The organism is Salinivibrio sp. EAGSL (assembly GCF_013366455.1).
Taxonomy (GTDB): Bacteria; Pseudomonadota; Gammaproteobacteria; order Enterobacterales; family Vibrionaceae; genus Salinivibrio; species Salinivibrio costicola.
On the sequence record NZ_JABWMG010000001.1, the window covers coordinates 116,762 to 137,406 of the forward strand.

19 protein-coding genes and 2 pseudogenes are annotated in these 20,645 nt (G+C 47.7%); 4 read left to right on the forward strand and 17 right to left on the reverse strand.

Annotated elements, in window-relative coordinates:
- Positions 1–81: 81 nt before the first annotated feature.
- The gene (locus HLG76_RS00575) at positions 82–1,773 is read right to left on the reverse strand and encodes an L-lactate permease (RefSeq protein WP_175992893.1); all 1,692 of its coding nucleotides are present in this window, start codon (positions 1,771–1,773) and stop codon (positions 82–84) included.
- A gap of 178 nt (positions 1,774–1,951) precedes the next feature.
- Between HLG76_RS00575 and HLG76_RS00580 the strand changes: the two genes are divergently transcribed.
- Positions 1,952–2,854 carry a LysR family transcriptional regulator gene (locus tag HLG76_RS00580; RefSeq protein ID WP_077460515.1) on the forward strand — a complete coding sequence of 301 codons (903 nt, stop codon included), beginning with the start codon at positions 1,952–1,954 and terminating at the stop codon, positions 2,852–2,854.
- A gap of 105 nt (positions 2,855–2,959) precedes the next feature.
- Here the strand turns inward: HLG76_RS00580 and HLG76_RS00585 are convergent.
- A pseudogene (locus tag HLG76_RS00585) lies at positions 2,960–3,723 on the reverse strand (DUF3581 family protein).
- 132 nt (positions 3,724–3,855) lie between these two features.
- On the opposite strand from HLG76_RS00585, the gene cobB reads away from it, so the two are divergent.
- Positions 3,856–4,572, forward strand: coding sequence for a Sir2 family NAD+-dependent deacetylase (cobB, locus tag HLG76_RS00590; protein WP_021023193.1), 717 nt, complete (start codon positions 3,856–3,858; stop codon positions 4,570–4,572).
- A 45-nt stretch (positions 4,573–4,617) separates the two neighbouring features.
- Here cobB and HLG76_RS00595 read toward each other — a convergent pair whose 3' ends face one another.
- From HLG76_RS00595 to potA, 4 genes and pseudogenes are all read right to left on the reverse strand, one after another.
- The gene (locus tag HLG76_RS00595) at positions 4,618–5,661 is read right to left on the reverse strand and encodes an extracellular solute-binding protein (RefSeq protein WP_077679624.1); all 1,044 of its coding nucleotides are present in this window, start codon (positions 5,659–5,661) and stop codon (positions 4,618–4,620) included.
- Positions 5,662–5,723: 62 nt separating this feature from the next.
- A complete protein-coding gene (gene potC / locus HLG76_RS00600; RefSeq protein WP_077460517.1) occupies positions 5,724–6,494 on the reverse strand; it encodes a spermidine/putrescine ABC transporter permease PotC in 771 nt (256 codons plus the stop codon).
- Positions 6,491–7,344: pseudogene (gene potB / locus HLG76_RS00605) on the reverse strand (spermidine/putrescine ABC transporter permease PotB). The gene potC and the pseudogene potB overlap by 4 nt, the downstream one beginning before the upstream one ends.
- Positions 7,331–8,446: a spermidine/putrescine ABC transporter ATP-binding protein PotA gene (gene potA, locus HLG76_RS00610; RefSeq protein WP_025744391.1), complete on the reverse strand. Its 1,116-nt coding sequence runs from the start codon at positions 8,444–8,446 to the stop codon at positions 7,331–7,333. Before potA ends, potB begins: the two are co-directional and overlap by 14 nt.
- A gap of 272 nt (positions 8,447–8,718) precedes the next feature.
- Here potA and HLG76_RS00615 point away from each other — a divergent pair, with 272 nt between their 5' ends.
- Entirely contained in the window at positions 8,719–9,543 is an 825-nt protein-coding gene (locus tag HLG76_RS00615) for a hypothetical protein (protein ID WP_077661173.1), read from the forward strand.
- A 29-nt stretch (positions 9,544–9,572) separates the two neighbouring features.
- Positions 9,573–10,223 (forward strand): DUF2987 domain-containing protein, encoded by a 651-nt coding sequence (locus tag HLG76_RS00620; RefSeq protein WP_175992894.1) that lies wholly within the window; start codon positions 9,573–9,575, stop codon positions 10,221–10,223.
- A 121-nt stretch (positions 10,224–10,344) separates the two neighbouring features.
- Here the strand turns inward: HLG76_RS00620 and ttcA are convergent, their stop codons facing one another.
- The 11 genes from ttcA to ccoN all read right to left on the reverse strand — a co-directional run bounded on the left by ttcA (position 10,345) and on the right by ccoN (position 20,403).
- Positions 10,345–11,274 carry a tRNA 2-thiocytidine(32) synthetase TtcA gene (ttcA, locus tag HLG76_RS00625; protein ID WP_021023200.1) on the reverse strand — a complete coding sequence of 310 codons (930 nt, stop codon included), beginning with the start codon at positions 11,272–11,274 and terminating at the stop codon, positions 10,345–10,347.
- A 181-nt stretch (positions 11,275–11,455) separates the two neighbouring features.
- Positions 11,456–12,403, reverse strand: a complete 948-nt coding sequence (gene uspE / locus HLG76_RS00630) for a universal stress protein UspE (RefSeq protein ID WP_021023201.1) — start codon at positions 12,401–12,403, stop codon at positions 11,456–11,458.
- A 148-nt stretch (positions 12,404–12,551) separates the two neighbouring features.
- Positions 12,552–13,301: an FNR family transcription factor gene (locus HLG76_RS00635; protein ID WP_077460521.1), complete on the reverse strand. Its 750-nt coding sequence runs from the start codon at positions 13,299–13,301 to the stop codon at positions 12,552–12,554.
- A 64-nt stretch (positions 13,302–13,365) separates the two neighbouring features.
- Positions 13,366–14,040, reverse strand: coding sequence for a sulfite exporter TauE/SafE family protein (locus HLG76_RS00640; RefSeq protein WP_077576005.1), 675 nt, complete (start codon positions 14,038–14,040; stop codon positions 13,366–13,368).
- On the reverse strand, positions 14,027–14,239 hold the full coding sequence (gene ccoS, locus HLG76_RS00645) for a cbb3-type cytochrome oxidase assembly protein CcoS (protein WP_077661177.1): 213 nt from the start codon (positions 14,237–14,239) through the stop codon (positions 14,027–14,029). The genes HLG76_RS00640 and ccoS overlap by 14 nt, the downstream gene beginning before the upstream one ends.
- A 10-nt stretch (positions 14,240–14,249) precedes the next feature.
- On the reverse strand, positions 14,250–16,622 hold the full coding sequence (locus HLG76_RS00650; protein ID WP_077679627.1) for a heavy metal translocating P-type ATPase: 2,373 nt from the start codon (positions 16,620–16,622) through the stop codon (positions 14,250–14,252).
- 2 nt (positions 16,623–16,624) lie between these two features.
- Positions 16,625–17,110 (reverse strand): FixH family protein, encoded by a 486-nt coding sequence (locus tag HLG76_RS00655; RefSeq protein ID WP_021023206.1) that lies wholly within the window; start codon positions 17,108–17,110, stop codon positions 16,625–16,627.
- A gap of 65 nt (positions 17,111–17,175) precedes the next feature.
- Positions 17,176–18,156, reverse strand: coding sequence for a cytochrome-c oxidase, cbb3-type subunit III (ccoP, locus tag HLG76_RS00660; protein WP_077647425.1), 981 nt, complete (start codon positions 18,154–18,156; stop codon positions 17,176–17,178).
- Positions 18,156–18,338: a CcoQ/FixQ family Cbb3-type cytochrome c oxidase assembly chaperone gene (locus HLG76_RS00665; protein ID WP_077460525.1), complete on the reverse strand. Its 183-nt coding sequence runs from the start codon at positions 18,336–18,338 to the stop codon at positions 18,156–18,158. Before HLG76_RS00665 ends, ccoP begins: the two co-directional genes overlap by 1 nt.
- 12 nt (positions 18,339–18,350) lie before the next feature.
- Positions 18,351–18,962, reverse strand: coding sequence for a cytochrome-c oxidase, cbb3-type subunit II (ccoO, locus tag HLG76_RS00670; RefSeq protein ID WP_077460526.1), 612 nt, complete (start codon positions 18,960–18,962; stop codon positions 18,351–18,353).
- 13 nt (positions 18,963–18,975) lie between these two features.
- Positions 18,976–20,403, reverse strand: a complete 1,428-nt coding sequence (gene ccoN / locus HLG76_RS00675; protein ID WP_077460527.1) for a cytochrome-c oxidase, cbb3-type subunit I — start codon at positions 20,401–20,403, stop codon at positions 18,976–18,978.
- Positions 20,404–20,645: the final 242 nt, after the last annotated feature.

Genomic DNA, 20,645 nt, shown 5'->3' on the forward strand with positions numbered 1-20,645 from the left:
TGTTTACAAAGGCTGGGGTCAGCCTAGCTGGCCCGCTTGTGGTGAGGCAGGCCGAGAGACGCTCGGCCTGATGGATTGAGATTACGCTACAGTGAGCACATCAGCAAATTGCAGTATGTTCACCAATATAATGCCAATAATGCCGGCCGCGACTAAATAATACAGCGTGGGTAAAATCGTTTTTCTGAGCGTCGCGCCTTCTCGCCCAAGTAAGCCAACGGTTGCAGAGGCGGCGACGACGTTGTGTATTGCAATCATATTGCCAGCTGCCGCGCCAACGGCCTGTAGAGCAATGACAACCACCGTCGATGCGCCCAGGGTCTGTGCGACTTCAAACTGAAATTGACTAAACATCATGTTCGAAACGGTGTTTGAACCGGCAATAAATGCGCCTAATGCGCCAATTGTTGCACTCAGCGCTGGGAAGCCATCGCCGACCAGATCAGCGGCAAATCGTGCGGTCATCACGGGCATACTGACGAGTTCGGCACCATTCACGCCTGAGTTGATAAAAATACGCACCATTGGAATCGTAAAGACCAAGACAAAGCCGGCGCCGATCAGTGTTTTACTCGACTCGTGTGCAGCTGTCATTAGTGGGGCTAATTGACGAGCTTGTAATAAGACGGCGAGTAAGGCCACAAATGCCAGAATGCCCCCAGGGAGATATAAAGGCTGAATGGCGGCATTAATGCCCGTTTCACCAAACAGAGTGGTGAAACTTAAGCTCACATCCGTGAGTGCGGTTTTAACGGTTGGGCTGACGCGGCTAATCACTAAGAAGACAGCTAATAGTATATAGGGCGTCCAAGCCATTGCCATGCTCATGGGTTTATCTTGGATTTTAAGGTCCATTTTTAATGATCCTAGCCAATGTGTCGGCCACGTGGATTCATCATCAAAGTCCCACTGCGTCTTAGGAACAAGAAATCCTTTCCGGGCGGCTATCGTGACCAGCACAATACCGACGAGCCCGCCGAGTAGTGATGGAAACTCCGGGCCGAGCAGCCAGCCGGTGAGCGCGTAGGGAACCGTAAAGGCTAAACCAGCAAAAATCGCAAAAGGCGCGACCGCCAAGCCTTCTTTCCAGCTTTTATTTTTTCCAAAAAAACGGGTCAGCATCATAGCCATGAGCAGCGGCATAAGGGTGCCGATCACCGCATGAATAAACGAGACTTGCGTGGTAATTGCCTGCAAGTAGGTGGCCCAATCGCTGCCGTTGGCGGTGAGGGTCTGACCAATAGCATGACTGTCTAATCCTTTATTAACCCCGACGATAATGGGGGTCCCCACGGCGCCGAATGACACAGGGGTTGACTGGATCATCATGCCGACCACTACCGCTGCAAGCGCAGGGAAACCGATGGCAACCAAGAGTGGCGCGGCAATTGCAGCAGGTGTCCCAAACCCAGATGCTCCCTCAATAAAAGAGCCGAAACACCAAGCGATGATAATGGCTTGTATTCGCCTGTCGTCCGAGATAGTGGTAAAACCATTTCGAATCACGGTGATCGCGCCTGTGTGCTTTAACGTGTTAAGTAAAAGGATGGCACCAAACACGATCCACAGGACAGCGGCGGTGATAATGAGTCCTTGGGCAATAGAGGCCGATACGCGGGCTGCGCTCATTTGCCACTGGAATAGTGCGATCAAGACTGTCATGATAAAGGCAACCGGCATCGCCTTTTTGGCAGGCCAGTTTAACCCCACCAGTAAAATAGCAGCCACCACAATGGGTGAGAACGCAACGAGGGCGTAGAGGGTATCTGTCATAAGTATTCCTTAGTTAGGCGTCTCTTCCGTTAAATCACGTAAAAAAGTGGCGTCACTCATGTGTTGTTATTTTGCTGACAGCTCGGTGACGTAATGTTAACAAGGTGTGACATTACGCGTTTACATTTCTCTGATATATGGAAATAATGAAAATAATTACTTCCATTACTGACACAATATGCCTAAAACAGATGATCTCGTTCTTTTTGCTCAAGTTGTTGAGTATGGTTCTTTTAGTAAGGTCGCGGAAATAAATTCCCTGACAAATTCCGTAGTTAGCAAACGTGTTAAAAAGCTTGAAGAAGGCTTAGGCGTGCAGCTTTTGTACCGTACAACGCGCAAACTGACCCTTACTGATGCAGGGCGTACCTTGTACCAAGGTGCAAAAACTGTGAAGCAGGCCGCTGATGAAGCGTTTGATGCTGTTGCAGGACTTGGAGAAGCGATTACTGGGCAGATAAAGATATCCGTCCCGACAATCTCGGGTGAGTTATTGTTAGCCGAAGCGGTCGCTGAGTTTTGTGGTCAATATCCCGGCTTGAATATTGATATGTCTTTGAACAACCGCTTCGTCGATTTGATTGATGAAGGCTTCGATTTAGTGATCCGTACAGGGTACTTGGAAGACTCGAGTCTTATCGCTCGCCATATTCTCGATTCTCAGTGGGTCGTATGTGCAGCACCAGGCTATATTGCTCGCCACGGCAGGCCTCAGCACCCCATTGAGCTTAAACAGCATAACTGCTTGCAATACGCGTATCAGACCACAGGTGCGAGTGATTGGGAGTTTAAAGGCGAGGATAAAAATCAAGTCATCAAAGTGACAGGTAATCTGTCTACGGATAACCCGATTGCATTGCGCCAGGGAGCGTTGAGTGGTCATGGGATCGCTTATGTGCCGCGCTGTTTGGTGTATAACGATTTAATCGAAGGGGATTTGATTGATCTGTTCCCTGATCAAGTGGGAAAAAAACTTGGGATTTACGCGGTTTATCCGTTTACACGTCAACCGCCGAAAAAGGTACGCTTATTGATTGAGCATATTCGCAATAAGTATTTGGCTATTCAGCACTGCTTCTAGTTGGCACGGCTTCTAGGGAATCAGTATTCACTGGGCGATTTCATCACTGTGAGTGGCCCTGATTAGCGAGCTTCAGGGCCGATAGGACACTATAAAGTCACGGGGCTATATGGTGCTGTAAGCGTCCTTTCGCTGATTAAATCGCTCAACCAGGTCTTGAATTGCCGCTTCGCAATAGGGGCGTAATCCACTGGCTACCATGGTCTTGCATCCGTGACCGACTCGTTGGCCGTTAACGATAAAATCAAAGGCGAGCTCAACTTTTCCTCGTTTTCCGCTGACATGCATTGCTGAATCGGAGAGCTCGACTTGCGCAGAGGCAATCGATAAATCGTCGAATGCTAGGCTCATTTTTTCATACATCACCAATGGGCGATCGGTGTTTATCATCATCTGTTGCTCACGCATCAGTGGCACCATGATGTGGGGAAAGTTCTTGCCAGAAAACTGAACATAATGAGTAGCTATTTCGGTCGCCAATGCCTGATCATGACGCACCGCGCCGCGTCGAGTCATTGTTAGGTAGCGCTTTTGATCATCGTCGACGACAGTGACTTCCTCATCTGTTTCAACGATAGTTAAAGGGGTGTTGGCACTGATCATGCCATTAAACTGAATTTCAATTTCCTCACTGATCCCCGTTTTGCTAGCAAAATAGAAAGGAGCAGATCCCCCGGCACACAAAATCGTGACGCATCGGTATCATGAATGGGGTTAAAGTCACCGGCAACGCGTTTCGCAAAGTCACTCGCTTGTTGGCGAGTAAAAATCAGTTTTCCATCTTGCTCAGAATAATAATGTTCTAAATTCATAGTGAGTAACAGATACGAGAAATAAGCGGCCATTGTAACCCAAGCAGTACCAAGCATTGGTCTAGCCAGTCGTTACATCGCTTATTTGTGAGTTATGTCAACGACTAAGGTCTAAAACCACAATGCTTCAATGGTAAAGGCGAGAGTGGTATAAATGGCGTAGGTTAATGAATTATCAAGGATAGGCGTATGACATTCCCTTATCAACATATCGTAATTTTAACCGGCGCTGGCATATCAGCGGAATCAGGGATAAAAACATTTCGTGATCAAGATGGCTTGTGGGAAGAACACCACATTGAAGATGTTGCAACGCCTGAGGGGTTTGAGCGCAATCCGACGTTAGTGCAGCAGTTTTATAATGATCGCCGTCGACAATTACAGTCGGGAGTGAGCCCAAACCTCGCCCATAACGCCTTGGCTTACTTGGAAAAAACAACTCATGCCTCTGTGCTGGTGGTGACACAAAATATTGACGATCTCCATGAGCGAGCTGGCACCCATCATATTATTCATATGCATGGTGAACTATTAAAGGCACGCTGTAGTCACTCTCAGCAAACCATTGATTGGAAAGGTGATATTTCGGTTTCTGACCACTGCCACTGTTGTCAAATGCCGGCACCTTTGCGGCCTCATGTTGTTTGGTTTGGTGAAATGCCATGGGGCATGGGGAAAATCCATGAGGCGTTAAATAAAGCGGATTTGTTTATCTCTATAGGGACATCGGGGGCAGTGTATCCCGCAGCGGGCTTTGTGCATGAAGCGGCAATGCATGGCGCGCATACAATTGAAATCAACCTCGAACCCAGTGCGGTTGAGAGCGAGTTTGATGAACGGCGCTACGGCAAAGCAAGCACTTTAGTGCCTGAGCTGGTGGATGAGATACTGGCGCTTGAGCGATAAATCAGGGGCGTCTTTGCCCCTGACAGTCTAGAACAGCACGCGGGATCACATACCGGCTTTTAAGCGTTGAAAATAATCTTCATAAAGTCGGTTGGCGTCACCTACATCGTTTTGCCATTCGCCGGCAGCCATCACCGACTGTGGTGGATAAATTTGCGGGTTATTTTTAAACGCGGCAGGCAATAACGGATAGGCGGCTTTCACTGGCGTTGGATAACCTATCTGCAGGGCAAGCTTAGCGGCGTTTTCCGGACGTAAGAGAAAATCGATCATTTTATGCGCGGCATCGACGTTTTTAGCATCCGCTGGAATCGCGAGGCTATCCATCCAAAAAATTGCGCCTTCTTCTGGCCACACCATGTCGATCGATGCGCCTTCTTGACGTGCCATGTAGGCACTGCCATTCCAAAGCATGCCTAAGGTGACTTCACCGGCTAAAAACGGGTTAGCCGGAAAATCAGAATTAAAGAGCAATACATTAGGCATCAACGCTTTAAGTGACTGATAGGCCGCTTTTATTTCTTCCGGATCTGTGGTGTTGGCAGAGTAACCGAGTTTTCGCAGGGCAATATGAAATAGCTCTCTGGCATCATCCATCATCAACAGTTGGCCTTGCCATTTGGGATCCCATAAATCAGCCCAGCTCGAGACATCGGCTTTGTCCATAAAGTCGGTGTTAACGCCGATACCTGTCGCTCCCCAAATATAGGGCACAGAATAATCATTGTTAGGATCAAAAGGTTTGTTCAAGTTAACCGGATCCAGACCTGAAAAATGCTGGAGTTGCGATTTGTCGATTTTTTGTAGCATGCCTTGCTGACGCATTTTAGCGACATAGTAAGTTGACGGCACCACAAGATCATAGCCCTCAGGATGCGTTTTCAGTTTGGCATACATGGTCTCGTTTGACTCATAGGTGGAGTACATCACCTCAATACCCGTTTCATCGGTGAAATCTTCGATAACCGAATTAGGGATATATTCAGACCAATTGTAGAAATACAAAACATCATTGTTCGCGGCGGTCGCGGTAGACGTGAGTAATGCACCGAACAGGGTAAGCGCAAAAAAGGGGGACCATTTAACCATGGTGAGCTCCTCGTAACACAAAAAGGAGGGCGGCTGACCTGTCAACTGCCCTGGGGAATGGATTATTTTAGTCGATCTTTGGCTAGCCATTGTGAGCACATGACCAGTACGAGTGACACAATCAGCATAATGGTGGCAAGGGCGTTAATTTCTGGCGACACGCCGACTTTTACCATGGAGTAAACTTTGAGCGGCAAGATTTCATAACCTGGCCCGGTGACAAAAGAGCTGACGATGACATCATCCAGTGACAAGGTGAAGCTTAGTAACCAGCCCGCTGCAACCGCGGGAGCGGCAAGCGGTAGGATGATTTTGGTCAAAATAACCCATTCGCTCGCGCCTAAGTCACGTGCGGCTTCAAGCATTTTGACATCAAAACCATTTAAGCGGCTGTAAACCGTTACTACTACAAACGGCAGGCAAAAAGTAATGTGTGACAGCAGCAAGGTCAAAAATCCTAATTGTGCGCCCATTAAGATAAAGAGCGCCAACAGCGAGATAGCCATCACGATATCGGGCGACATCATCACCACGAACAGCATACCATTGACAAACTGCTTGCCGCGAAAGCGATAACGAAACAGTGCTACCGCGGTTAAGCTACCTATAATAGCGGCCGCACTAGCAGAAAAAATAGCAATGGTCAGTGAGTTCCCCGCGGCTTGCATCAGGCTATGATTATTTACAAGTTCTTCATACCATTGCCAAGTAAAGCCTTTCCAACTCATCCCAAACTTGCTCGCGTTGAACGAATTAACGATCAAAATCAGAATTGGGATATATAAAAAAGCATAAACCAAAGAGAGGAAGCTGCCTTTAACAAAGCGATTCATGATAATGCCTCCTTACGATTCATCCATTTCCCCACACGCCAATAGGCAAATAGCAGCAGCCCCATGAGCACCGTCAGAGAAATACTGGCCGCGGAACCAAATGGCCAATCGCGAACATTGAGGATTTGGCTCTTAATCACGTTACCGATCAATAGGTTTTTCGCCCCACCTAATAAGTCAGAGACGTAGAACATGCCGAGGGCTGGAAGAATCACCAGTAAACTACCGGCAATAATGCCTGGCGTAGTAAGTGGTAAGATCACGCGCAAGAAGCATTGTAACTTGTTGGCGCCCAGATCGCGTGCCGCCTCTAAGTAGCTGTTGTCCAGTTTTTCAATGCTGGAGTACAACGGCAGAATCATAAACGGCAGCAAGATATAAACGAGACCGATCATGACCGCATATTCGGTGTACATAATACGGATAGGGCGCTCAATGATCCCAAGCCACATTAGGCTTTCATTGAGTAACCCTCTCGTGCCCAGAAAGATTTTGAGGCCATATGTGCGGATTAATGAGTTAGTCCAAAATGGCACAATGACTAAAAAGAGCATCATTGGACGCATTTTTTGGGCATCTTGGCAACAATAAAGGCAAACGGGTAGCCGATAAGCAGACAAATCAGCGTCGCTAACGCTGCCATGTAGAAGGAATGCCACACCACTTTAGCGTAGAGAGGATCGAGAAGTTTTGCGTAGTTACTCAGCGTGAACGTCATCTCGATAAGATTGGCGTCATCGCGGGTTAAAAAACTGGTGACGATGATCATTAGGTTGGGCAAAAAAACAAATACCAACAACCAGCCGACCACCAAACCAATAATGGCTGTTTGAAGATTAAGCTTTTTCATCGGCCAATACCACCTCCCAGCTCTCTACCCAGGTCAAGGTGACTTTTTGATTCAGAGAGTGATCAACATCTGGATCGTCTTCATTAAAAAACTCACTGACCATCACGGTTTGCCCTGACGGAAGCTCGAGTACTGAATCCAGGGTCATGCCTTTATAGTTACGCTCGCGTACGTAGCCGACAATACCGTTAGGCTCCGCATCATCGCTAATTTCTTGTAGGCGAATGTCTTCAGGGCGCAGCAATACCTTGACCTTATCGTCAGGCTTCACATCAAGCTTGCAGAATACCTCGCACTCACGGGATTCAATACTGGCCCAAATGCGGTTTTCATCGATGCGTTTAATCACGGTGGCATCAAAGACATTGATTTCGCCAATAAACCGGGCGACAAACAAGTTCTTTGGCTCTTCATAGATCTCTCGTGGTGAGCCGTCTTGTTCGATTTCGCCTTCACGCATGACCAGTATACGGTCAGACATCGACAACGCTTCTTCTTGATCATGGGTGACAAAGATAAACGTAATGCCGAGTTTACGCTGAAGCTGCTTGAGCTCCATTTGCATTTGCTTACGCAGTTTATAATCGAGTGCAGAGAGCGATTCGTCGAGCAGTAAGACGCTTGGTTTATTCACCACAGCACGCGCAATCGCAATACGCTGCTGCTGACCGCCTGACAACTGGTGGGGCTTGCGTGAGGCATAGTGGTCCAGCTGCACCATGCGCAGTGCTTCCATCACACGCGGTTCGATCTCATTGCGGTTCACACCTTGCATACGTAAGCCAAATGCCACGTTTTCAAACACACTCATGTGGGGAAATAAGGCATAGCTTTGAAACACAGTGTTGACGTTGCGTTGTTCGGCAGGCAAATCGGTGACATCTTGACCGTCAATGATAACCTGGCCGCTGTCAGCGTCCTCAAGCCCCGCAATTAAGCGTAATACGGTTGTTTTACCACAACCCGAAGGACCGAGAATGGTGAGAAATTCACCGTCATTCACGCTTAAATTGAAGCGGGAAATAATTTCTTTGCCGTCGAAACTTTTGGTTAATGACGCCAGCTCGACAACCGGTTTGTGAGATAGATGGGTGTGATTCAATGGTTCGTTCTCTCTCTACCTGGCAAATTGTCTTGTACATACGTACCCATAAAACAGACGGCGCATAATAGACGCGCACAAGTCGAAGTTAAAGCAATTTTTCTCCCCATTTAATGCATTTCCTTTCATGACTGGCGTGGATAGCATCCTTGACGCTTTTCAGTGCTCACACAGACAACTTTGGGTTATTTTTCCCGGATTCGTCAGAATGATTTTTAGCTATGGGCGACAGTCAGATATACTGTGTGCATCAGTCATGATAGATAACGATTATGAGTCAACAAGAATACGATAATGCGATACACATGGGCGGGTCGATAGAAACCGCACTGAATGGCCGTTACCGCCTCGATCCGTTTGAGATCATTAAAGAGGCTTTCTCGCAGACCTTAAAACACTTCTGGTCTTTCTTACCCGCGGCGCTGGGCTTATTTGCGACTCAAATTGGTATTCTAATGCTAATGCTTACTTTGTTGCTGGGCGCACCCTCGCATTTGTTTGAGGCGCTTGTCGGGCAACGGGAGCTTACCACCGATATGATCTCCTCCGTGTGGCTAGCTAACTTCACGTCAGAGGTGTTGATTGCACCTTTATATGCTGGGGCAAGTTTGATGGGACTTAGCCATGCGATCGGCTTTCGTTCCAAGCCTCGTCATCTGCTAAAAGGGTTAGCTTTCGCATTACCCGTCACTGTGGTGATTTGTTTGTCCGCTACGCTGCAAAGTGTCGCGAGTTTGATTTTTCCGCTGCTTAGCCTTTATGTTGCGATGGTTTTTTCCATGGCGCCGTTATTAATTTGCGAGAAGCGTGTCACACCCATGAAAGCTTTGAGTGTGTCTTTCCGCGCGGTAAACAAAAAGCTGTTTCAGATGGCAACCATTTATGCGGTGGTGGGTGTGCTATTTCTCATTTCTTTTGCCACGGCTGGCTTTGCATTGGTTTGGGCGTTACCCTTCCTTTTCAATGTTAAAGGCGTGATTTACCGAGAAATGTTTGGCGTAGGGGTCGAAGTGACCGTGTCACCAAAAAGCGAGAATAATCCCGACAAATCAAACGCGTCATCACCCTCGTCAGGCCAGGATACATTTGATGCCTGAACCACGCTAAGCCCGTATGTGGAGTATCGATGAAAAAAGTAATCAGTGTATTGGCGCTATTGGGGATGATCAGTTTCCCTGCAAGTGCCGAGACATACCGTTTTAGTTATAGCAAACTCTTTACCCAACTAAAGCACAATACCGAAGAGGGTCACCCTGATATCGGTGTGGCGTACTTTATGGTATCAGCGGATTCTGGTCAGGTCTGTCCCATCTCACGAGCTTGGATGCGAAAAAAAGAGCATTATGAGGAATTTACCATTCCTGCCTCGCAAGCGTTGCCGTTGCCGTTGGATAACCAGCTGCGTAAAGTGAATCCCGATGTCTTTGTTGAAACACCGTCAACGCTAAATTGTGATATTTCATTCCAAGTGTTGGTGGATAAGCCGGTCGGAAAGACGCTAACCAGCCAACAAATTCGCGACTGGCTACCACAAATGGATACCATGATGGAAAACCTGGGTGGGATGTTTGCCTCTTGGTTTATGCCTAAAACGCAGGGGGTGGTGATCCATTTTTCGCCCTCGGCGACAGGGAAAATAACCAGCAGTGAAGGGCAGGATTATACCATTGATGATCATCAAGCTATCATTGATGCTAGCGGCCTTGGGCAAGAGGTTAAATTAACTCTGCCTGAGGCACCCATTAAAGTATCGCCTTGGCTCCCGAAAAACGGTTAACTGCTTGCTGATCTTAGAGGTTGTTAACGCTAAGAGCGGTTAAATTCGAACGATCAGGGAAAGAAAAAAGCGCTCACTAGACCAGTGAGCGCTTTTGTGATTCAGTGATCACATTGTGATCTTATGCCTTGAGATTGACAATATCGAGTGATAATTCAGGGTCTACTTCAACGACCGCTTCTGAGTCAGGCGCCGGGTCAGTAAAACTTTCCTTATCAAATGCGGTATCGCCATCACCTTCATAAGCCATGCCTGCTGCGACTGATTTAAAGTCGAATAATGTCGCATCGGCAAGGTGTGAGGGCACCACGTTTTGCATCGCGCGGAACATGGTTTCAATGCGTCCCGGGTAACGTTTGTCCCAGCCCTGTAACATGTCTTTGATCACTTGGCGTTGCAAGTTAGGCTGAGATCCGCACAGGTTACAAGGAATGATAGGGAACGCTTTCTGCTCTGAATAACGTTCTATATCTTTTTCGCGACAATAGGCCAGTGGACGAATCACAACGTGTTCGCCATTATCGGAGACGAGCTTGGGCGGCATGCCTTTTAGTTTGCCACCGTAAAACATATTTAAAAACAACGTTTCCAGAATATCATCACGATGGTGTCCAAGCGCTATTTTGGTAGCACCTAACTCTTTCGCTGTGCGGTATAGAATGCCACGACGCAGACGCGAGCACAGTGAGCACGTGGTTTTTCCTTCTGGCACTTTTTCTTTAACAATCGAGTAGGTATCTTCTTCGATAATCTTATATTCGACCCCTAATTCGTCTAAATACTCGGGGAGAATGTGCTCAGGGAAGCCGGGCTGTTTTTGATCCAAGTTAACGGCGATTAACTCGAACGAGACAGGGGCACTTTTTTGCAGACTTTGCAACATATCAAGCAGGGTGTAGCTGTCTTTCCCGCCTGAAAGGCAAACCATAATGCGGTCGCCATCTTCAATCATATTAAAATCTGCAATGGCTTGACCTGTATTCCGGCGAATGCGCTTTTGCAGTTTATTAAACCCGTATTTTTGTGCTTTGCTCAGCTCTTGCGTGCTCATAAGTACTATCGCGTTGTCAGGCAGTCTAAACGCATTAAGCTGCCAGTGTGCATGAATGGCGGGTATGATACGGATTTTGACTATAAATGCTAGTCACTATAAAGGCGGGATGAATATAAACAAGACAGCCAACAACAGGCGGTGAGCTGCACTGCCTGTTGTATGGGCGGGTGACAATGACTTAGTCGTTGGCTCGGGGATCGAGCGGGCTGATATATCCATCAGGCTTGATCGCAAGCAGATCGCAGTCGAGCTGATCAATCATATGCTCTGCTGTGTTGCCGATAAAGACAGCCGATAGTCCAGTGCGGCCAGTTGTTCCTAGGATCACCAACTCTGCATCTAACTCTCGTGCGATATTAGGAATGACATCCTCTGGCAAGCCTTCTTGAACATGGGTTCGCGTCTCTTCGATGTGATGGCGCTGACGCAGTGCCTTCATGGCGGTGAGATGGTGGCCTCTGACGGCATCGGTATAAGCACTAGGATCAAAGTCAGGTAGCTCAATAGTAATATTCACCGGTGTTGCTGGGTAGGCGTTCGCAAGGTGTAGCTCAGCGCCCAGCATCGCACTCATCACGTTGCCTTCATCGACTAATTTGTCGTTGAGTTCGGCGTGGGTTTCTGTTTCTGAAGCCACGTGAACGGACGCAACAATTTTACCTTTATCCGGCCAACCATGCTCTTTTACCAATAACACAGAGCTGGGACATTTACGGAGTAAGTGCCAGTCCGTTGGGGTAAAAATCACTGAACCTAGCGTGTCGTGCTTGTGCGTCGCTTTGACGACAAGATCATGCTGATGACTGAGTACGCGCTCGACAATCGCTTCGTAAGGACGGTTGTGCCAAACGACGACTTTTTCAATCTCACAGTCTTGTGCATTGTGGGACTGAATGATCTCATTCATCCATTCTTCACGCTGGTGCATGACACCTTGACGCATGGCTTGTCGTTCATCAGACGAAAGCATCGAGGTCATTTCATAGGAAAAGTCGTAAATGGCGAGAAAGAGCGTAAGCTTAACCGCAGAATCACTTCGTTGGCTGAGCGTGACCGCACGTGATAACGCGGGTTGTTGTTCTTGGGAAGGATCAATAACGACGAGAAGGTTGCTGTACCTGGACATATCTGCCTCCTTTGCACAGATGCATCGGTTACTGTCACTTTAACCTAGTTGACCGGGTAGCGCGAAATAATTCATGGTTCCGATAGCAAAAAAGAGAAATGGCGCATTAAAGCGCCATTTATTAACAACTTATTTACCCAAAGTAGGCTTAAACCAAACACTCTTCGTCAGCAAGGCGTGCCAGCTCTTCTAAGTCTAACACTGTAATGTATTTACCCTTTACCGCGAGAATCTCTGATTTTTGGAAACGGCCTAATAGACGACTAATGGTTTCCACCGTTAGACCCAGATAGTTACCAATGTCACCACGAGTCATGGTTAGTCGAAACTCACGCGGTGAAAACCCACGTTGTGCAAAGCGTTTTGAAAGGCTATACAGGAAAGCGGCTAAACGCTCTTCTGCTGTTTTCTTCGATAAAAGCAAGATCATGTCTTGATCACCTTTTATCTCGTTGCTCATTAGTCGCATGATTTGCTGACGAAGCTTTGGCATCTTGCCAGATAAATCGTCGAGCGTATCGTAGGGGATTTCGCAAATCATCGATGTTTCTAACGCCTGAGCAAAACTTGGATGCTCATTATCGTTAATGGCATCAAAGCCAACTAAATCGCCTGCGAGATGGAAAGCCGTAATTTGCTCATCACCTTGTTCAGTGATGGTATAGGTTTTAACCGTTCCTGAGCGTATCGCATAGAGCGCTCGAAGATTATCACCGGCTTTGAACAATTCTTGGCCTTTCTGAATAGGTTTTTTGCGCTCAATGATGCTATCCAGTTGATCCAACTCTTGCTCATTTAACGTAAAGGGAATGCAAAGCTGGCTTATACTACAATCCTGACAATGGATCGCACAGCCACCAGACTGAACCCGCCGAGTGATGATCTTATTCGACACCATACACCTGCCTGATTTTGAAAACGTCAATTAACATATTACACCATTATCGTGTGCTAGGTCGACCTTATATAAGGAGTTTCAATGCACCTTGTAAGGTGTAGAGGCCATAAACTGCCAACATTATGGCACATGTCAAGCGTACTAGACGATTATTCAGTATTGGTTTAATTCGTTCTGCAAACGCGCCAACCGTTAACATTGCCGGTAGCGTTCCGAGCCCAAACCCTAGCATAACTAATCCGCCGCCAGACGCACTTCCCGCAACGGCAGCCCAACTGAGTGCTGAATAGACAAGGCCACAGGGTAACCAGCCCCACACCACACCAAAAGGGTAGGCATAGAGGGGAGAGCGCAACGGCATCAACTTAGAAGAAAGAGGCGAAATATAGCGCCAGAGCTTGCTACCGATACGCTCAATATAACTCAGACCATTCCATAATTGCGCCATATAAGCGGCCAGCAATAGCATCATTACTGCGGCAAAAAGTCGCAATACGGCAAGGTGGTGAGTGAGGTCAGAGAGCGCGAGCAACGAGGCAACTGCGCCCCCAATGAGTGTGCCCGCTACGATATAAGAGGTTATCCGGCCTAAATTGTACAAAAGAATATAGGGCCATTTGGCACGCTCAGCAGGCACCCCGAAGGACATGGCCGCTGCGACACCGCCACACATACCGAGGCAGTGGCCAGCGCCGAGCAAGCCAATCCCTAATGCACCGATAAAATCAACGTTTGTCATGATGTGAAGAGTCAGTGTTATCAGCGTCATTTGACTGAGGAGTGGGCTTTTTCTCTGGTTCTTCTTCATCGAAAAGAATAGAAGAGCCTTGACGCTCAAGATCTTCAAACTGATCGGATTTTACCGCCCAAATAAAGACGACGCCGGCGACACACACCAGCATGATCGCAATCGGAATCAAGATGTACAAACTAGCCATAACGCTATCCTTATTTTTTATTGAGCAGGCGCAGCGAGTTAGACACCACAATAATGGAGCTAGCAGACATTCCGACCACAGCAACATATGGCGCGACAAAGCCCATGACAGCCAAAGGCAAAATGGTCACGTTGTAGCCCAATGCCCAGGCTAAGTTTTCTCGAATGATCCGTCGCGTTTGTTGAGCAAGACGTCTTGCAGTTAGCAGTTTTTCTAAATCATCACCAAGAAGTACCATATCGGCGGATGACTTCGCGATATCGGTTCCGCCTCCCATGGCAACGGATAAATGAGCACCCGCTAAAACGGGCGCATCATTAACACCATCACCGATCATCAAGGTAATTGTACGACTATCAAGGCTTTGAAGATATGACAGTTTGCCTTGAGGAGACACGCCAGATACAACAGAGTCTATACCGAGCTCATCAGCGACTTGTTTGACATTGCGTGACTGATCGCCGGTTAACATTGTCGTTTGGATGCCCGCGTCCTTGAACGCGGCAAGTAATCTGGCACTACTGGGCCGGATGGGGTCGATAAGCGAGAATGCCGCGACCGGTTTGTTATCGCAGCTGAGTATGACCGGATACGATTGGTAGCTTTCAGCCCCGTCTGATAACGCGAAACTGGCTTTACCAATGCGCCAATATTGGCCATCGATAGTACCACTCACGCCTTGCCCGATATGATTATCGGCAGCGCCGACGTTGACTTTTTCCGTGGCCCGAGCCTGAAATGCGTTCGCTATCGGGTGATTGGCGAACGCTTCCAGGCTAGCGGCAATATTGATCACCTGTTGCTCTGTCAACGTGTCGCTGTTGATCTCAATCGTACTGATCTGCACGGTGCCTTCGGTTAATGTGCCGGTTTTATCGACCACTAATCGGTTCACTTTGGTTAACGTTTCTAAGACATGTCCTCGACGCAACATAATGCCGAGTTGACCAAATGTTGACGTCGAGCAGGTCAACGCGGTAGGTGTCGCTAACGACAGCGCACAGGGGCAGGTTGCAACGAGCACCGACAGCATGATCCAAAAAGCATCATCAGGTCGAGAAAAGTGCCAATAGAGCCACGTCGATGCAGAAATAATGAGAATAGCAGCGACAAAATAACGCGCAATTTGGTCCGCCAAAACAGCGACTTTGGGCTTTGCCATCTGTGCTTCATCTTGTAGGCGAACAATGTGCGCGACGAGCGATTCTTTATGGTTATTAATGACGGTGATGTCAACATTGCCCTCAACATTCATGGTGCCGGCATACACGGTATCACCGCTTTGTTTGGTTTGTGGCAACGACTCTCCGGTCAACATGGCTTCGTCTACTGATGTTTTGCCTGACAGGATTCGCCCATCGGCGGGAAAAGGCTCTCCCGGTAACACCCGAACGTGATCATCGACCTTTAAGCTGTTGGCCGGAACGGTTTCACCAGTAAGGTGACGTGCCATCTTCGGCACCAATTTCAATAAATTGGCACTGGCTGCTGCCGCTGTACGCCTGGCGCGCATTTCTAAAAAGCGCCCCAACAATAAGAAGAAGGTGAACATTGCCACCGATTCAAAAAAGACCTCACCTTTACCTGTTACCGTTGCGTATAAGCTCGAGAAATAGGCAAAGAGTAGGGCAATCGAAACGGGGACATCCATACCGAGCGTTCTGGCTTTTAGATTACGCCATGCATTAGTGTAAAAAGGTAAGGCGGAATAAAGTAGAACAGGGGTGGCAAAGATAAGACTAATCCAGCGGAAGTAGTTGCGAAAGGTTTCATCCATATCGCCAAACACTTCGAAATACATTGCCACCGCTAACATCATCACCTGCATTGTCGCGAGGCCAGCAATCCCTAACCGATAGAGATATTGTTTCATATTACGATGGTATTGCTGCTCTTGCTTATCCGCTTCAAAAGGGGCTGCTTTATACCCAAGATGATGAATGCGTGTGAGTATTGTGCTCAGTGATGTTTCGCTATCATCCCAACGAACCAGGGCACGGTTGGTGGTGGTGTTAACTTGAATATGGGTAACCCCCTTGGTTCTCTGCAATTGTTTTTCAATCAGCCATGCACAGGCCGCGCAAGAAACGCCATCTAATGAAAGAGGGACTTCTTTTTGATCGGCAACATCACGAACAAACTCTTGTTGTATATCTTGGTTATCATACAAAGTCAGTGATTTAAGCTCTTCTGGCACCAACTCTGCTTTATCCGCGTTCTCGGTACGATACTGATAATAAGAGCTCAAACCACTGTCTACGATAGTGGTTGCCACAGCCTGGCAGCCAGGGCAACACATAAGGCGAGGTTTATCGAAGATCACGACTTGGAAGGTGTCGCCTGTTAAAACAGGATCACCACAGTGATAACAGGGAGTAGTCATGGTTATTGTTTACCGCTTAACGTCAGGGTATTCGAGAGAGGGAAATTAATACGACCGTTGACCTTCCACTGTTTGTCAAACGACGCCAGTTCTATAAACCAAGGGCCGGACATAGGCTCGGCCAAATCGATATGATAAATACCAGCTTGATTTGGGTTTACCATGACATTCACGTCCTTACGCTCTAAGGTACGATGTTGTATGTGAACTTTCAGCGTCGGAAATGTGTCAAGTTGCCCTTTATCAAGTGCGATGGCAATTGCGTCTTCAGTCGCTGACAGTTGCGCTGAAATACCAAGTTGGTCTGCGACTTTCAACTTCGATAAATCAAGGTTAATGGCTTTTCCTTTCTTGTAATAGTCTTCCGCAACAAGAGAAACCGCATTTTTTTGAAATAACGCAAAGGTAGATAGACTCGCGACGACGACAGTCGCTGGTAGGGCGATAAGGAACCAAGGCCAAAACTGCTTGTACCAGGGGGTTATCATCTGAAGCTCCTTGGGATGAGCATTAGGAAGCCCCTGCAAGCAGGGGCCAGTTTATACGTAAGTCTCTATTCTACTTCAGGATTACTCAAACGCCATACATAGGCAGAGAGTATCTGAATTTTTTCTTCGCCAAGATGCGCTTCCCATGCGGGCATAACACCTTGACGGCCACCACGAATGGTTTGTTCCACCGCTCGACGTGAGCCACCGTATAGCCAGATGTTGTCGGTTAAGTCCGGCGCACCGAAAGCAGGGTTACCTTTACCATCTGTTCCATGACAAGCGGCACATACCACAAATCGGGTTTTACCTTTTGCAGCCATTTGCGGGTCGACTTTACGGCCTGACAAACTTAACGCGTAAGCGGCAACTTCTTGGACACCCTCTTCACCCATGGTATCTAGCCAAGCTGGCATATTGCCTTTTCGGCCGTGGAGCAAAGTGGCTTTGATGGTTTCAGGTTCACCACCGTATAGCCAAGCATCGTCCGTTAGGTTAGGGAAGCCGGCTTGACCTCGTGCATCCGACCCATGGCAAGCAGCACAGTTTTGGCTAAACAAACGTTGGCCAACCTTTAAGGCTTCTTCATTGCGCGCAATTTGTGTTATCGGACGCAGTGACTTGCCATCTTCTTGATAAGCGAGTTGACGGAATGCCTCACCAAACACTTTGTCTGCAGCGTCGAGTTCCATCGCGTATTGGTTAATGTGCTGAGCTTCTTGTGCCTTCGCCATTAACTCGCGTGATTCATCAACGTTGCTAACATTTTGGTAAGAGCTCTTCCAACCTAATACACCAGCAAAGTTACCTAACCCCGGGTAAAGGATGAGGTACCCCAAACCAAATACCAATGTGGCCCAAAACATGTATGACCACCACTTGGGAAGTGGGTTATTCAGCTCACGAATACCATCGTAGTCGTGACCCATGTCATCGCCCTCTGCGACGCCCATTTTATCTTTGGTCGTCCAAATGATAAGGGCAGCACAGCCAGCAATCGTGCCGAGTACGATGACTGTTACGAAGATACTCCAAAACGTACTCATTAGCGATTATCTCCTGTCTTGTTATTGGGCTTATCCTGACCCTTTTCTTCTTCGTCGAAAATCAGGTTAGCCGCTTCATCAAAGTGTTTTTTGCGACGTTTGCTATAAGCCCAAACAACGATCCCAATGAAGCTAACAAATAGGACCACGGTCCAAATACTATGAAAGGTGCCGATATCCATAGGCCCTCCTTATTACTTCATTGCGTGACCTAGTGACTGAAGATAAGCAATCAACGCTTCTATCTCCGTTTTGCCTTTAACCGCGGCTTCTGCGTTCTTAATATCTTCATCGGTGTATGGCACACCAAATTGATCGCGGAACACTTCAAGCTTCGCAGCCGTTGTCTCTCCGTCTAGCGTATTTTCTGCTAGCCATGGGAAACCAGGCATATTCGATTCAGGCACGACGTCACGTGGGTTAATCAAGTGAACGCGGTGCCATTCGTCAGAATACCGATCCCCAACACGGGAGAGATCAGGACCTGTACGTTTAGAACCCCATAAGAATGGATGCTCCCACACGCTTTCACCTGCAACGCCGTAGTGACCATAGCGCTCAGTTTCGGCCCGGAATGGACGAACCATTTGGCTGTGACAAACATTACAGCCTTCACGGATGTAAATATCACGTCCTTCCATCTCTAAGGCTGTATACGGACGAAGGTTATCAACCGGTTCAGTGGTTTGCTCTTGATAAATCAGTGGTGTGATTTCCACTAAGGCGCCAAAACTAATGGCGACAATGATTAAGATCGCGAGCAAGCCTGTGTTTTTTTCTACTATCTCGTGGCGATTTGAACTCATTTAATCGTCCTCCTTACACCGCAGGCTCAAGCGATTTCAAGCTAGCTTCCGGCGCACGAATCGTTTTATATGCGTTGTAAGCCATCAAGAACATGCCTGATAGGAAAATTGCACCACCGATAAAGCGGACAAAATAGAACGGGTAGGAGGCTTCTAATGACTCCACAAAGCTGTACGTCAATGTGCCATCCGTGTTCACTGCGCGCCACATCAAGCCTTGCATGACACCAGAAATCCACATCGCGACGATGTAAAGTACGGTACCAATGGTGGCTAGCCAGAAGTGTACGTTTACCAGTGAAACGGAGTACATACGCTCTTGACCAAACAGTTTTGGAATCAAGTGGTAGATAGAGCCGATTGACACCATCGCAACCCAGCCGAGCGCACCAGAGTGTACGTGGCCAATCGTCCAATCGGTATAGTGCGATAGCGCATTCACCGTTTTGATTGACATCATCGGCCCTTCAAACGTCGACATACCATAGAAGGACAGGGACACGATTAAGAAACGCAGAATCGGGTCATAACGTAGTTTATGCCATGCGCCAGAGAGGGTCATAATACCGTTAATCATACCGCCCCAAGAAGGCGCAAATAAGATCAGCGACATCACCATACCCAGCGACTGAGTCCAGTCAGGCAAAGCCGTATAATGAAGGTGGTGAGGTCCCGCCCAGATATACAGTGAGATCAGCGCCCAGAAGTGGACAATAGACAAACGGTAGGAATAAACAGGACGACCAGCTTGCTTGGGAACGAAATAATACATCATACCCAGGAAGCCAGCAGTCAATAGAAACCCGACCGCATTATGTCCATACCACCACTGTACCATTGCATCGACTGCACCGGCATAAATGGAGTAAGACTTCATCGGTGAAACTGGGATTGCCATGCTGTTAACGATATGCAAGACAGCAATGGTCAGAATAAAGGCACCGAAGAACCAGTTCGCAACGTAAATGTGCGAGGTTTTACGCTTAATTAATGTGCCAAAGAACACGATAGCGTATGCCACCCATACCACCGCAATGGCGATATCGATTGGCCACTCTAGTTCAGCGTACTCTTTGGAGGTGGTGTATCCCATTGGCAGCGAGATAGCTGCTGAAAGGATAATGGCTTGCCAACCCCAGAAGGTGAACTCTGCTAACTTCCCTCCGAATAACCGTGTTTGACAAGTACGTTGTGCAACATAATACGACGTTGCAAACAGCGCACTGGTGCCGAATGCGAAAATCACTGCGTTAGTATGCAGTGGACGCAAACGGCTGTACGTCAAATACGGAACATCAAAGTTCAGTGCAGGCCACACTAACTGAGCGGCAATAAGTACACCTACCGCCATGCCCACAATACCCCACAAAATGGTTGTTAGAGTAAATTGGCGGACAACGCGGTAGTTGTAGTCTTGTTCAAGCTGCTTAACTTGGCTCATATTGCATGCTTCCACTTTTGGTTAACTACACTCACGTTTGATACGGACGAAGCCTCCGCTTCGTCTATTAACATACCTTTTTTACTAAATCGCTCGGCTGCGTACGGTTTTTAACCGCTTTATACACTCCGTTGCTATTTCTTTGTAAAAATGGCATTTTCGACCAGAATCATACTGTAGATACTGGTTAAAAAACAGGGGCTAACCCACACACTTCGTGAGGCTTACCTCCCTTTCTGATA

Coding starts and splice junctions, on each gene's coding strand:
- HLG76_RS00575 (WP_175992893.1), bottom strand. CDS start 1,773: ATGACAGATACCCTCTACGCCCTCGTTGCGTTCTCACCCATTGTGGTG.
- HLG76_RS00580 (WP_077460515.1), top strand. CDS start 1,952: ATGCCTAAAACAGATGATCTCGTTCTTTTTGCTCAAGTTGTTGAGTAT.
- cobB (WP_021023193.1), top strand. CDS start 3,856: ATGACATTCCCTTATCAACATATCGTAATTTTAACCGGCGCTGGCATA.
- HLG76_RS00595 (WP_077679624.1), bottom strand. CDS start 5,661: ATGGTTAAATGGTCCCCCTTTTTTGCGCTTACCCTGTTCGGTGCATTA.
- potC (WP_077460517.1), bottom strand. CDS start 6,494: ATGAATCGCTTTGTTAAAGGCAGCTTCCTCTCTTTGGTTTATGCTTTT.
- HLG76_RS00615 (WP_077661173.1), top strand. CDS start 8,719: ATGAGTCAACAAGAATACGATAATGCGATACACATGGGCGGGTCGATA.
- HLG76_RS00620 (WP_175992894.1), top strand. CDS start 9,573: ATGAAAAAAGTAATCAGTGTATTGGCGCTATTGGGGATGATCAGTTTC.
- ttcA (WP_021023200.1), bottom strand. CDS start 11,274: ATGAGCACGCAAGAGCTGAGCAAAGCACAAAAATACGGGTTTAATAAA.
- uspE (WP_021023201.1), bottom strand. CDS start 12,403: ATGTCCAGGTACAGCAACCTTCTCGTCGTTATTGATCCTTCCCAAGAA.
- HLG76_RS00635 (WP_077460521.1), bottom strand. CDS start 13,301: ATGGTGTCGAATAAGATCATCACTCGGCGGGTTCAGTCTGGTGGCTGT.
- HLG76_RS00640 (WP_077576005.1), bottom strand. CDS start 14,040: ATGACAAACGTTGATTTTATCGGTGCATTAGGGATTGGCTTGCTCGGC.
- ccoS (WP_077661177.1), bottom strand. CDS start 14,239: ATGGCTAGTTTGTACATCTTGATTCCGATTGCGATCATGCTGGTGTGT.
- HLG76_RS00650 (WP_077679627.1), bottom strand. CDS start 16,622: ATGACTACTCCCTGTTATCACTGTGGTGATCCTGTTTTAACAGGCGAC.
- HLG76_RS00655 (WP_021023206.1), bottom strand. CDS start 17,110: ATGATAACCCCCTGGTACAAGCAGTTTTGGCCTTGGTTCCTTATCGCC.
- ccoP (WP_077647425.1), bottom strand. CDS start 18,156: ATGAGTACGTTTTGGAGTATCTTCGTAACAGTCATCGTACTCGGCACG.
- HLG76_RS00665 (WP_077460525.1), bottom strand. CDS start 18,338: ATGGATATCGGCACCTTTCATAGTATTTGGACCGTGGTCCTATTTGTT.
- ccoO (WP_077460526.1), bottom strand. CDS start 18,962: ATGAGTTCAAATCGCCACGAGATAGTAGAAAAAAACACAGGCTTGCTC.
- ccoN (WP_077460527.1), bottom strand. CDS start 20,403: ATGAGCCAAGTTAAGCAGCTTGAACAAGACTACAACTACCGCGTTGTC.